Source organism: Thalassotalea insulae (genome assembly GCF_030161395.1).
GTDB lineage: Bacteria > Pseudomonadota > Gammaproteobacteria > Enterobacterales > Alteromonadaceae > Thalassotalea_E > Thalassotalea_E insulae.
On record NZ_BSST01000001.1, the window covers coordinates 2,941,804 to 2,955,137 of the forward strand.

Annotated in this window: 14 protein-coding genes; 13 read left to right on the forward strand and 1 reads right to left on the reverse strand. The window is 42.1% G+C overall.

The features are described 5' to 3' along the window. Positions 1-17 precede the first annotated feature (17 nt). The 12 genes from QQK06_RS13340 to QQK06_RS13395 all read left to right on the forward strand — a co-directional run bounded on the left by QQK06_RS13340 (position 18) and on the right by QQK06_RS13395 (position 11,644). A complete protein-coding gene (locus tag QQK06_RS13340; protein WP_284245215.1) occupies positions 18-1,274 on the forward strand; it encodes an aminotransferase class V-fold PLP-dependent enzyme in 1,257 nt (418 codons plus the stop codon). Between the two features lie 23 nt (positions 1,275-1,297). Then, entirely contained in the window at positions 1,298-1,780 is a 483-nt protein-coding gene (gene sufU, locus QQK06_RS13345; RefSeq protein ID WP_284245216.1) for a Fe-S cluster assembly sulfur transfer protein SufU, read from the forward strand. Between the two features lie 6 nt (positions 1,781-1,786). Beyond that, a complete protein-coding gene (locus QQK06_RS13350) occupies positions 1,787-2,815 on the forward strand; it encodes an XdhC family protein (RefSeq protein WP_284245217.1) in 1,029 nt (342 codons plus the stop codon). Next, positions 2,806-3,420, forward strand: coding sequence for a nucleotidyltransferase family protein (locus QQK06_RS13355; protein WP_284245219.1), 615 nt, complete (start codon positions 2,806-2,808; stop codon positions 3,418-3,420). Before QQK06_RS13350 ends, QQK06_RS13355 begins: the two co-directional genes overlap by 10 nt. A gap of 71 nt (positions 3,421-3,491) precedes the next feature. Next, positions 3,492-4,043, forward strand: a complete 552-nt coding sequence (locus tag QQK06_RS13360; RefSeq protein ID WP_284245220.1) for a DUF2058 domain-containing protein — start codon at positions 3,492-3,494, stop codon at positions 4,041-4,043. Between the two features lie 133 nt (positions 4,044-4,176). Next, the gene (locus QQK06_RS13365; protein ID WP_284245221.1) at positions 4,177-4,539 is read left to right on the forward strand and encodes a glutaredoxin family protein; all 363 of its coding nucleotides are present in this window, start codon (positions 4,177-4,179) and stop codon (positions 4,537-4,539) included. Between the two features lie 83 nt (positions 4,540-4,622). Continuing rightward, complete coding sequence (gene msrP / locus QQK06_RS13370; RefSeq protein WP_284245222.1) at positions 4,623-5,627, forward strand: protein-methionine-sulfoxide reductase catalytic subunit MsrP; 1,005 nt, start codon at positions 4,623-4,625, stop codon at positions 5,625-5,627. Positions 5,628-5,639: 12 nt separating this feature from the next. After that, on the forward strand, positions 5,640-6,263 hold the full coding sequence (gene msrQ / locus QQK06_RS13375; protein ID WP_284245223.1) for a protein-methionine-sulfoxide reductase heme-binding subunit MsrQ: 624 nt from the start codon (positions 5,640-5,642) through the stop codon (positions 6,261-6,263). A 161-nt stretch (positions 6,264-6,424) separates the two neighbouring features. Beyond that, complete coding sequence (locus tag QQK06_RS13380; RefSeq protein WP_284245224.1) at positions 6,425-7,807, forward strand: amidohydrolase; 1,383 nt, start codon at positions 6,425-6,427, stop codon at positions 7,805-7,807. Positions 7,808-7,821: 14 nt separating this feature from the next. After that, positions 7,822-9,069 carry an amidohydrolase family protein gene (locus tag QQK06_RS13385; protein WP_284245225.1) on the forward strand — a complete coding sequence of 416 codons (1,248 nt, stop codon included), beginning with the start codon at positions 7,822-7,824 and terminating at the stop codon, positions 9,067-9,069. A gap of 656 nt (positions 9,070-9,725) precedes the next feature. Then, entirely contained in the window at positions 9,726-10,607 is an 882-nt protein-coding gene (locus tag QQK06_RS13390; protein WP_284245226.1) for a D-hexose-6-phosphate mutarotase, read from the forward strand. Between the two features lie 389 nt (positions 10,608-10,996). Then, the gene (locus QQK06_RS13395) at positions 10,997-11,644 is read left to right on the forward strand and encodes a hypothetical protein (RefSeq protein ID WP_284245228.1); all 648 of its coding nucleotides are present in this window, start codon (positions 10,997-10,999) and stop codon (positions 11,642-11,644) included. Between the two features lie 262 nt (positions 11,645-11,906). Here QQK06_RS13395 and mutH read toward each other — a convergent pair whose 3' ends face one another. Then, positions 11,907-12,575, reverse strand: coding sequence for a DNA mismatch repair endonuclease MutH (gene mutH / locus QQK06_RS13400; RefSeq protein ID WP_284245229.1), 669 nt, complete (start codon positions 12,573-12,575; stop codon positions 11,907-11,909). Positions 12,576-12,749: 174 nt separating this feature from the next. Here mutH and rppH point away from each other — a divergent pair, with 174 nt between their 5' ends. Continuing rightward, positions 12,750-13,256, forward strand: coding sequence for an RNA pyrophosphohydrolase (gene rppH, locus QQK06_RS13405; protein WP_284245230.1), 507 nt, complete (start codon positions 12,750-12,752; stop codon positions 13,254-13,256). The last annotated feature ends 78 nt before the right edge of the window (positions 13,257-13,334 follow it).

Consider the following 13,334-nt stretch of genomic DNA (forward strand, 5'->3'; position numbering starts at 1 on the left):
CAATAATTCATTATGCCATGTCAATTATCAGCCCCTGGAAACAGGATTTTCCAATATTTTCAACTCGCGCTTACCCCAGATTGTGTTATCTAGATAGTGCTGCAACGTGTTTAACGCCTAAACATGTCGCTGATGCTATTTATCATTATCAATGTTATGCCCATGCCAATAGTCATAAAGGCTTGTATCAGTTGAGCGCTAATGTCACGGAAATAGTCGAACAGGCAAGAGAAAAAGTCGCTCATTTTCTTGGGGCAAATAGTGGCCAGCAAATCATCTTTAACTCAGGTACGACGGAAGCACTGAATTTAGTTGCTTACAGTTTTGTTGAGCCATTGCTAATTAAAGCGCAACAACAAGAAACAGCGAGCAATATAGTGATCAGCGCTGCAGAACATCATGCCAATTTATTGCCGTGGCAGCGGCTGGCACAGCAGTACCAGGCAGAGCTTAGGGTGGTCGATTTAATGCCCGATGGCACCTTAAATATTGAGCATCTAAGATCATTACTGGACAGTGAAACTAGGGTATTAGCCGTGACTCATTGTTCTAATGTTATTGGCCAATATGAAGATGTTCAGCAGATATGTCAGCTTGCCAGTGATAAAAAGATTGCAACTGTAGTTGATGGTGCTCAGGCGGTTGCTAGAGGTGCTGTTGACGTTAATGCGATAGGTTGTGACTTTTATGTGTTTTCGGCACATAAACTCTACGGACCAACAGGCTGTGGTGTGTTGTATGGTAAAGTTGAACATTTTGACAATATGCGACCCTATCAATTAGGTGGCGGCATCATATCAAGCGTTAGTTATCAACAAAGTGAATTTATAGCCGGGCCGCTTAAGTTTGAACCGGGGTCTCATAACGTAGCTGCTATTGTTGGACTCGTTGAAGCGATTGATTATCTGAATGATTTGTCCTGGCATGATATTAATCATTACTTAAATGATTTAGCGTTTTATTTGCAGCAGTCTTTACAAGAGTTAAAGTACTTTAAGCCGTTAGTTAAACTGCCGTTACCGGAATACAAAGGTGTTACCTTGCCGACTTTAACTAGCTTTCAAATTAAAGGGGTTCATTGTCATGATGTCGCCAGCATACTCGATAGTGAGGACATTGCTGTCAGGGCGGGTCATCATTGTGCTCAACCTTTGCATCAGTTTTTCGCTGTTAATTCGACCATTAGAGCATCACTTGGGCTCTATAACGATTACTCCGATATTGACCGTTTAGTGGCAGGGTTAGATCAAGCGCACCAACTTATGCTAAGTTAGCGATAATAGTTGTTGGAGCTTTCATGGGGAATCAGGTGCAACAAGCTTACACTAACGGACATAATCAGGGGCAACATTCGCTTTATCAACAAGCAATGTTGGCGCATCACAAATCTCCGGTTGGATTTGAGCAAGAGATTAACGTCAGTCATAGTGCCGATGGAGTTAACCCTGCCTGTGGTGATGAAATTCGTATTGATGCTGAGCTTTGTGATGATCATATTAGTCACTTAGCCTTTTTTGGCGACAGTTGTGCTATTTGCCGTGCTTCTGCTTCCATGCTGTGTCAGTTTTTGCGAAATCAACCAGTGGCTCAAGCTCTCGCAATAAGTCAACAGTTGCAGTTATCACTCGATAAAAACCTCGCTTTTACTGGTCAGATGGCTGAGCATTTTGCTCCTTTGGGGGCGGTGGCTAAATTTCCGGTTCGTAAACAATGTGCCCTGTTACCTTGGAGTACCTTGGATAAGGTATTAAAGAAAACCCTTAATGAGAGCGAGGTTTAGTAACCTATGCAGGAAAACTGGCAGCAAATTATTTCTCGATTCGATAGCAACGAAGACTTTGTTCTTGCCACGATAGTGGCAACCCGTGGCTCAACCTATCGTAAAACCGGTACCATGATGTTGATTGATCAACAGGGAGCTTGCACCGGTTTGCTCAGTGGTGGTTGTCTGGAAGCTGATATTAGTTGCCATGCACAGGAAGTATTGCATCAAACGCATAATAAATTACTGACCTATGATCTCAAGGCGGATGCAGAATTACTTTGGGGGCTGGGATTGGGCTGTGAAGGGGCAATTGACATCTTACTCCAGCCATTAAACGCTAATAACCAACACTTAGAATTTGTCCATTTGATCCAGGCGATTGAACAAGGGCAAAGTGGCATTTATTGTCAGCAAGTGAGTGAGCAGACAGTTGCTCAAGCCTGTTTTATTAGGGCACCTTTAGATGATAAAGCATTGCTACAACAACAAGTAACAAATGCAATATCAGGTAAAAATAATGATGCTAAACGCTGGTTAGTGACGCCGGTGACACCCGTTTGGTCGATATTGCTATGTGGTGCCGGACCCGATGCTGCACCGGTGGTGACTATGGCGAAACAGCTCGGCTGGAAAGTTACTTTGCAAGATCATCGGGAGAATAATTTGGCGCAAAGTGAGTTTTCCCTTTGTGATGCCAAACGAAAATTGCGCGCTGAACATCTAACGACAGACGACTTAGCTGGCTTTGATGCGGTGATTATCATGACCCATAACTTAACCAATGATGGCCTATTACTGAAAAATGCACTGGCAGCTGATATTGATTATATCGGCTTATTAGGGCCAGCAGGGCGACGTGATAAGTTATTAGCTGAGCTGTCATTAACAGCATCCGATGTTGAGCAGCAAGTGTTCGGCCCGATTGGTTTAGATATTGGCGGTCGCAGTCCACAGGCGATAGCCTTATCTATTTGTGCTGAAATTCAACAGTTTATCAGCCGGCAGACTCAACAAAAAAATCTTAAATCCTGGTCTTTAAAATGCCACTAGTGCTGGAAGTTATTTTGTTGGCGGCGGGTTGTTCAGATCGTCTTGGCCAGCCGAAACAACTGGTCGAATTTCAAGGGCAATCACTGATTATCAGACAAAGTAAAATGGCACTGGCGTTAAGTGATAAGGTTATTTGCGTGTTAGGCTTCCAAGCTAAGCGAATGGCACAGGAAGTTAGTCAGTTGTCAGTACGCTGCGTGAATAATGAAAACTGGCACTCAGGTTTAGCCAGCTCAATAGCTGCAGGAGTTAGTGCTGTGGCCCCAGAAACTGATGCAGTGTTGCTGTTGTTAGTGGATCAATGGCAACTTACGCTTGATGATCTACAGCGATTAGTTACTCGCTGGCAGGTGGAGCCTGAATCGATTGTTTGTGCCGAGCACAGTACGCAAGATAGTGGTTTAGCCAAAGTATTTGGCCCACCAGTGATTTTTCCTAAACAATATTTTTCAGCTTTAACCCGTTTACCGCAAGGGCAGGGTGCTAAATCAGTCATTGCCGCGAATCGTCAGCAGGTTATTTGGCTGCCATTAGCAAGCGCCTTTGTTGATTTAGATACGCCAGAGCAATTATCTGAATTGCAACGCGTTGATAATATCGATTGAATTCACTTGGTATAACTGAAATTAACTTGATAAAATCGTCGACAGAATGAATGTCTAACGGAAAGAAACAGATGGCATCTTTACAAGAGCAATTATTAAAAGCAGGCTTAACGACTAAACAAAAAGCCCGACAAGCAAATACAGATAAACGAAAGAAAAATAAACAAAAGCGCAGTGGTGCCAAAGTGGAAACCAGCTTGCAGGAGCAAGTAAAGCAAGACTTAGCTAAGGCTCAACAAGCCAAGCAGGAAAAGGATGCGGCGCTTAATGCGGAGAAAAAGCAGCAATTAGCAATGAAAGAGCAAAAACTGCGTATTTTGCAGATCCTGCAACATCATCAAATTACCGGTGTCGAAGGGGAAAAAGAATACAATTACACTTTTAACAACGTCATCAAAAAGTTACATTTAAACGCGATGACCTACCAAGCATTAGTCAATGGTCGTTTAGCTTTGTGTGGTCAGGATGATGTTACTTATATTGTGACTAAGGAAACCGCGGAAAAGCTTGCCCAATTAGAACCAGAGGTGATTTTAGTACAAAACGATCAGGTTGATGACGAGCATACCGATGAAGAAGATCCCTATGCCGCCTATCAAATTCCAGATGATTTAATGTGGTAAATTTGCCGTTATTTTAATCCGAACAATACTGAGTTTTATAGTTTGGCCGCGCTGTGATAGACTGCGCGGCCAAATTTTATCTATTTATTTGTTGGTAATAGCTGTTTGCTAACATACAGTTTAAGGTGTATTGATGTTTATTTTACGTTGGCTAATCGGCCGTATTATTTTATTTTTTGATTTTGTCTTTTCGCCGAAAAAACCCAAAAGAGCGCCAGAATTGCAAAATGAAATTGATGAAAGTACGGCGCATTTGAGTTTGTACCAACTGCCTGCCTGTCCGTTTTGTGTCAAAGTACGCCGCGCAATGAAACGGGGCGGATTAAATATCGCAGTTAAGAACATTAATAAAGATAATAGTCTGCGACAAGAGCTTGTAGAACAAGGAGGGAAGCACAAGGTTCCTTGTTTGAAAATTGTCAATGATAACCAAGAGGTAACCTGGTTATACGAATCATCGGATATTAAGCAATACATACAACAGTTTGTTCGTTAACCGTTAATTTAGACGATTTGCGAATTATTTTGGCGGTTAGGTGGTCTAGTGATATATCGTATTGTTAAGATTATTTACCTTCTATGTCAAAAGCATTTCGTCAACATTCTTCGTGGCAAATAACAGAAAATCAGGTGACGGATGAAGCGGTGTACCGTTCACGTCGCTCATTCCTTAAACGCTTAGGCTTTGTTGGTGCCAGTGGGTTATTATCACCACATGCTAATGCCATCGACTGGTTTACTCACAAGCAAACTAAGCGTTTTCAAACCCATCCTCTCAAGTTTCAAGCGAGTCCCGCCACAAGTGAAAGCTTAACGCCAGAGCAAAAAGTGCTCTCTCATAATAATTTTTATGAGTTTGGCACGAATAAATCCGATCCGAGTGAAAATGCCCAGCAGTTTAAGGTTAAACCATGGCAATTAAAGGTTTCAGGCGAAGTAGAGCAAGAAATCACCTTAGATTACGATGATCTACTAAAACGCTTTTCGCTGGAAGAGCGAATATATCGATTACGCTGCGTTGAAGCGTGGTCAATGGTGATCCCCTGGATTGGTTTTCCTCTGGCACAACTGATTAAACAGGCAAAGCCGTTAGCTAAGGCGAAATATGTCGCCTTTGAAACCTTGTATGATCCACAGCAAATGCCGGGACAAAACAGTCGTCGTATTGGTGGGGGCATTGATTATCCCTATGTCGAAGGCTTGCGCCTTGATGAAGCCATGCATCCGTTAACTCTGCTAAGTGTTGGCTTGTATGGCAAGACCTTACCACCGCAAAATGGTGCGCCAATTCGGCTAGTGGTTCCGTGGAAATATGGCTTTAAGAGTATTAAATCGATTGTCTCGATTCGTTTGGTTGAAAAAATGCCACCAACCACTTGGAACTTATTAGCACCGAATGAATATGGTTTTTATGCCAATGTTAATCCTGAAGTTGATCATCCAAGGTGGAGTCAGGCTAGTGAGCGACGTATTACTACTGGCGGACTCTTTGCCCGTAATCGCATCGAGACTTTGCCATTTAACGGTTATGGCGAACAGGTCGCAGAGCTATATAAAAACATGGATTTACGTCAGTATTATTAGTGGTGACAGCAAATGATCAACAAAAAGTCGATGAAAGTCATATTGCTTAAATCAGTGATTCATTTGGTTAGCCTATCGCTGTTAGTGAATGTCTACTATTTAGCGATTAATGATCAGCTTGGTGCCGATCCGGTAGAAGCGGTATTACATTTTACCGGCATAGGGGCATTTAATTTACTGCTACTCAGTCTCTTGGTGACCCCTATCGTTAAGTATTGCCAGTGGCGTATCTTTATGCAGGTCCGTCGTTTACTTGGTTTATACAGTTTTACGTATGCCTTGTGCCATGTCTTGAGTTTTCTAGCATTTGAAGTGCAGTTTGACTGGCCGTTATTTATCGAAGAAATTTATCAGCGTCCTTATGTCACTATAGGTATGGCGGCATTTGTGATTTTATTGACGTTGGCGGTTACTTCTATTAGCGCAATGAAAAAACAATTAGGGCGAAAATGGCAGTTGCTACATAATTGGGTTTATTTAGCGCTATTGTTGGTAGCGATTCATTTTTACTGGTCGGTAAAATCTGAAATTATAGAACCCAGTATTTATATCATACTGGCCCTTGGATTATTGTGGTTTAGAAAGGATAAATTTACCCGTTGGCTGGCAAACAAACACCGTGCCAATAACCATTAGTCCTAGTTTTTGGGCCACTGACCGCAGCCTAGCCTGATAACGCTAAAATTTTCTTGTTACCATCACTTATTCATAATAACGTATTGTTAATACAAGAATAAGCGCTTAGCCTCTTTATCAATAATAAGAGCAAAAGCCATGTCTATTAGGGAATATCAATCATGCAAAAAATGGCTCCATCCTTGCTGATGGTCGCTTTATCGATGGGAATTTCAGCGTGTAATAGCTCTGAGTCACAAGATGAAAAAGTGGTTATTAATAAAAACCCGTATCCGAGTACTTATCACCCGCTAGCAAGTCAACCCACCTTGATCCGTCATGCAACGGTATTAACCGGCACTGGAAAGCGCTTGGATAATGCCGATGTTTTAATGGAACAGGGTAAGATCGTGCAAGTTGGCACTAATTTATCAGCCTCGCAGGCTCAGGTTGTCGAGGCTGAAGGAAAGTGGCTGACACCTGGTATCATTGATGTCCATTCTCACCTTGGCGTTTATCCAAGTCCATCGGCGGAATCTCACGCTGATGTCAATGAAGCGACACAGCCTAACAGTTCTGAAGTATGGGCTGAACATAGCATTTGGCCGCAAGATCCTGGGTTTCATCAGGCGCGTGCTGGGGGGATCACCACATTACAGATTTTACCTGGCTCAGCCAATTTATTTGGTGGCCGAGGAGTTACCTTGCGCAATGTGCCAAGCCCGACCATGCAAGGGATGAAATTTCCTGAAGCACCTTATGGTTTGAAAATGGCCTGCGGTGAAAATCCGAAACGTGTTTATGGAGGTAAAAAAATAGCGCCATCAACCCGAATGGGCAATATGGCAGGTTATCGCATGGCTTGGGCAGAAGCGGTGGAATATAAACGCGCTTGGGATAAATATGAAACTGATTATGCTGCTGGGAAGAACCCTGAAGTACCGACGCGTGATATTGAGCTAGATACATTGAAAGGTGTACTCGATGGTGAAATCCTTATTCATAATCATTGCTATAAAGCGGAAGAGATGGCGATGATGATAGATTTAGGAAAAGAATTTGGTTATCACTCAGGAACATTTCACCATGCGATTGAAGCCTATAAAATTGCTGATAAATTAGCGGAAAATGGTAACTGCGCGGCAATGTGGCCAGATTGGTGGGGTTTTAAAATGGAAGCTTATGACATGGTGCAGGAAAATGTCGCTATTGTTGATGCACAGAAAAACTCTTGCGCTGTGGTTCATTCTGATTCAGCAACTACCATTCAACGGCTCAATCAGGAAGTTGGTAAAGTGATGTATCGGGCGAATGAGCATGGTTTTGATATTAAACCGCAACATGCGATCACCTGGATCACAGCTAATGCCGCTAAGTCGCTAGGTATTGCTGACAAAACAGGTAGCCTAGAGCCAGGGAAAAATGCCGATTTGGTGCTGTGGAACGACAATCCGTTTAGTGTTTATGCCCAGGCTGAACAGGTATTTGTTGATGGCGCTAAAGTCTATGATCGGTTTGACGAAAAATATCAGGCGCAAAGTGACTTTATGTTAGGTCAGCGGTAATAAGGAATAAAATTATGACATTATTTAAATCTTCGGTTATCGCGTTAGCATTGACCTGCGCGACTCCTGCATTTGCTGACTCTCTTGCTATTACTAATGCCACCGTTCATACAGTGACTGAACAAGGGGTATTAACTCAGGCTACGGTTGTGATTGAAGACGGTAAAATTATTGCGATTAATCCAGAGACTGTGATGGCAGATAACATTATCGATGCAATGGGGAAAAATTTAACCCCCGGCCTAATTGGTTCGTTTAATCACTTGGGACTGGTTGAAGTGTCTGCTGTGTCGAGCACTCGTGATGCTGGTGACAAAGATGCTGATATTACGTTTGATGCCAGTGCGGCATTTAATCCGTTTTCATCTTTGATCCCATATTCTCGCAAAGGTGGTATCACCACTAATCTGGTGGTGCCCTACGGCGGCGATAAGATGTTTAAAGGTCAGGCTTTTATTGCCAATCTTACAGGGGAATTGGATAGTATCGTTGAGCGTAATGCAGCGGTTATAGTTGAATTAGGTGCTAAGCGTAAAGGTTCTCGTGCCTTGGAGATCCAACAGTTACGTAATAAGCTGGAAGATGTGCAAAAAGCGTTAGCAAAAGCGGCAGAAAAATCTGATAACAAAGACGATGAGAAAACAGCGAAAGAACCGAAACGAGATGAAAAAATCATCAATGCGTTATTAGCAGGAGAAACGCCGTTAATTGCCTATGCAGAGCGGGCAACCGATATTATGGCGTTGTTAGCTCTGAAAAAAGATTTTGCCCTTGATTTAGTGATTTATGGGGCCGGTGATGCTATTCGCGTGGTCAATCAACTGGCAGAAGCTAAGGTGCCGGTAATTATTGGTGCGATCGAAAATTTACCGAACTTTGATGCTTTGCAGGTCTCGCTGGAAAGTGCTGCACAGTTAGTGAATGCAGGTGTCACTGTGATATTTTCAGTACGTGGTGACACTCATAATCTTTATCAGTTGCGCTATGACGCGGGTATCGCTGTGGCTAACGGAATGAATAAAACACAGGCGTTAGCGGCAATAACCGCTAATGCTGCAGATGCATTTGATTTAAATGCCGGGCGCATTGCGATAGGTAAACGAGCGGATCTGGTACTGTGGAGTGGCGACCCGTTTGAGCTTAGTACTCAGGTTGAAAAAATGTGGATTGAAGGTATCGAATACAGTACCGACAGCCGTCAGGATGCCCTTAGAAAACGTTATACGGCAGAGGCGGATTTACCAAGAGCCTACGTTAAATAATTAACAGTTTAGTATTAATTTTTAGCCTAAACCACCTATTTCAGTAGGTGGTTATCATCAAAAAAGGGCTTTGCCTGAAAGAGCCAGTTGATAATACTATTTGGGGTTATCGGCTGATTGGTTTGTCGAGGTTGCTCGACGGCAACCAGAAGGGCTAAACGCCGAGCCCCTCTGGACTCCCCGGCGCTGCTAGCAAATGTTGATGCTAAAATTCAACTCACACTTTCGATGTAACGCTAAGAAGGCACATCCCTATGCCTGCTTAGCTTTGTTGGCATCCATGCCAACAATACATGCAGCAAGAGTTGGATTTTAGCCATTTGCTCAAAGCAGACTGAATGCGTTGTTTGCGCTGAGTGATTTATTTCGCTGTGTTGAGCTATCGTTTTAAGAAAATGATAGCTTCAGGTTCAAATAAGGTTCTGGACAGGAGAGGCCCCCTTCGAGGGGGTCAACGAAAGCCACCTTCTTTAGATGGTGGATATTTACTTATTACCATGGCAAGATCTTTATTTATGGTGTCGGTCGATATTGGGCTTTAATTGGCCGACACAATTACCAAAGATATGCAGTTACTAGGCGTGAATACTTTTACGCTTTATTCCAATAACTTGCTTCGCTAAAATAATGATTCCTGTCTTAAATTCAGCTAGCTTATGACTCAAGAACTTATCCAATCCAATCAATACGGCGCGATTAATCAGCGTAAAATTAACGATATTGCCATTTTAGATATCTCTCATGTTAATCATAACGCGTCATTATCTTTATACGGTGGTCAGGTATTAAGCTGGCAACCTAGTGGCGAGCAAGAGGTTTTTTGGTTAAGTGATAGCGCTGATTTTTCCTATGGTAAAGCGATCAGAGGCGGCATTCCTATTTGCTGGCCCTGGTTTGGCGCTAATTTAGACGAGCAGGGAATAAATGGTGGTAACCACGGTTTTGCCCGCACTAGCTTATGGCAACTTATCGACAGTGAAATTAATAAACAAGGTGTGAGTTTAACGCTAGAGCTGGTAGGGGAAGATCGCCACCCATTATGGCCAGCGCAATTTAAAGTCACTCAACAACTATTTTTCGGCAGTGAATTTTCCCAGCAGCTAACTATGGAAAATTTATCGAATCAGGATGTGCAATATACAACTGCCGTGCACAGTTATTTTGCGGTTAGTGCACCAGAAAATGTCACTGCGCCTGAGTTATCGTCTGTTTATTTTGATGATAAGTTAACCGGGCTTAGCGCTCAGCAAACGGCACTAGTGAATTGCGTTGGGCCAATCGATCGCATCTACCATACCAGCGAAAATCAGCAAATAATCGATGCTCAGTGGCAACGCAAAATTTTGATTGAAACTCAGCATTGCCAGCAATATGTACTGTGGAATCCGGGTAAAGAAACCGCCAGTACTATGGATGATATTCATACTGGTGGTGAAAATGAGTATGTTTGTCTGGAAGCGGCGAATACTAATTGGCAGTTAATAAAAGCTGGCGAGCAAACAAGTATTAAACAAAAAGTATCTCTGGAGTCTCTTTAGCGTGAATGGTTTTGCTTTGTTGAACATATTCAGTTGAGCAAGTTGTAACGTGAACGGTCAGGTGCGATTAATAGCGTTCAATCAAATCCGACAGTCGCAAATGTTGTATTACCCCAAATCAGAAGACACTTTAGATCTTGTTAAGAACCCTAGAGCGAATCAGGGCGATGATCGAAAGCCTTAGTACGCCTGCAAAAAACGTCACTATTGTGATAGTTAGTTAAAAAATTGTATAAAAAACAATCGCATGAGTGTCAGGAAATTTTACAAACGGATTAGGATATACATTTTGCTTAGTGTTTTCTTCTTAAAAACATCAACTTATATCTTGGTATAACTTTTGCTATTTCGCGATTAGAAAAAGTTTAAAGAATAAGGAAAACAAAAAAATGAAAAAGAAAATCAGTTGGTTATTGAACCTTTGCGTATTGACGCTTGGACTAGCATCTCAACCTTCTATAGCCGCACTTATCACTTTAAATGCTGAAGGCAGCTTAGGGGGGGTCCCGAGTGAACTTTTGCCTTACTTTTCTAGGGGAGATCGAGTAATCTATGAACTAGTATTTGATACGGAGACTCCTCCAGACTCGCAGATTGTTGGATTTGCATCTTCATTTAAGAGTTCTGTTAGTTTATTCAGTGTGACTATTGGAGAATTCAATGCTATGGCGTCTTCTGTGACAGAGTTAACTGTTTGGAACAACTCTGATATAAGAGTCAACGCTAGAATTTCAGATGGATTAACCAGTTCCGAATTAGGCAGTTTTATTGTCGAGAGATTAGCTTTCCAATTGTTTGATAGTGACGCTAAATGGCTTGATAGTATTAGTATTCCAACACATTACCCATCTCCCAGTGAATACGAAAATCATATATTTAGAGTTGATTTTGATAGTTCAAATAACCTTTATCTAACTGGTGAGCTTGATTCGTTCAACGTAAGCTATGAAGTGCCAGAACCATCAACATTATCGATATTGCTACTGTTTTTAAGCTTTTTGTATCTACGATTGATAAGGAAACGATTTATCAATTAAGCACGCTCACTTTTTAGGAAGTTTATAGTCAGACTTATAAGTGCTGCACAGTGGGGGAACTTGGTTCAATCTATGGAATAAATACCATATTGATCAAAGTTGAACCTGTATTCCCCCTTTCTTCCTTGCTCTAAACGGCGGCTCCTTGTCTAAAGCTATCATTGAGCGTATTGCTAGTGAACGACCGTTCTTCGAACATAGCTGCCCTTCATATGAAATATCAACTTAATTTTCAAATCTGTAAGATATCAGCTTCTATAATTTAGTTAATCCGTAAATGGTTCTCCAACAGTTGCCGGGTAAAACTGGTTTTCAGGTAAAAGCCACGAGGTAAGGTTTGAAAAGGCTGGCCGTGTTTATTAAAGGCTTTAGTTTTCGCTTTGCTGTTCGCAGCTTTGGGTCTAAGTTGTAATGCTTGACCGTATCTTGCTGTAATTTTTTCAACATCACCAAGGACGATCATATCGGTTAATTCTTGCCAGTCATCCGCAAGTATCTTTTCTTCTTCTGGGGTTGGACTCCAAAGAAATGGCGTGCCGATTATCCGCTCGGCTACTGGTATGCTTCGTTCAGCAATAACCGGCACCCATAACACCCGGGCAAGCTTATTACGAATATGGCTGTTTTGCCAGGTGATGCCGGTTAACCCGGTTAATGGTGCGACACAGACAAAGGTGGTTTCTAATGGTTTGCCTAGTCGGTCGATTGGGAGTGATTTTAGTTCTATCCCTAAGTGGGGAAAGTCAGGCTCTGGTTTCGAGCCAGCACTGGCTCCTAACGCTTGTTCGAGTAATAATCCGTTCCAGCCTTTTTCCTTATTTAGGTTCGCTGGCACTTTAATTTGATAAAGCGCAGCAACTTCACCTAAGGATAATCCTGCTAATTCATTAGCCCGGTGAATTAGTTCTGCTTCGTTGGCGGGGATGTTCATTGGTGACCTAGTGAAATATAGCGGGTGAAAAGGCATATTATCTAGCGCAGGTTATTGTAATACAAGTGCAATATCTTTCTGCATCGGGTTATTTTATCATTGCGAAAGTTTTATTTGCTCACAGGGCCAGATTATGGAAGAATCAAACCATAGTTAAATTTTTTAGGAAGTCCTGTGATAGATGCCGAAGGCTATCGAGCCAACGTCGGCATAGTTATAATCAACGACAGGGGACAAGTTTTTTGGGCAAGACGCTATGGTCAGCACTCTTGGCAATATCCGCAAGGCGGAGTTGATGAAGGGGAAACACCAGAGCAAACCATGTATCGGGAGTTATATGAGGAAGTTGGATTAAAACCTGAACATGTTAAAATTATTGCTTCAACGAAACATTGGCTAAGGTACAAATTACCAAAACGATTGATCAGACATGACAGTAAACCTGTTTGTATCGGACAAAAACAGAAATGGTTTTTGCTGAAACTGACAGCGAAAGAATCAGCAGTTGATTTATTACATTCAAGTCACCCTGAGTTTGATGATTGGCGTTGGGTAAGTTATTGGTACCCTGTTAGACAAGTTGTCTCATTTAAGCGTGAAGTTTATCGCAAAGTGATGAAAGAATTCATCACTCATAGTTTACCAGGTTATCGCCCGGATCGCCGAAAACGTCGTAGTTGATTATCACTGTGTTAACCTTAATATTAAGGTCAAAATACCAATGGCTCACTGTTTAACTGTGGGCTATTTTTTTATATG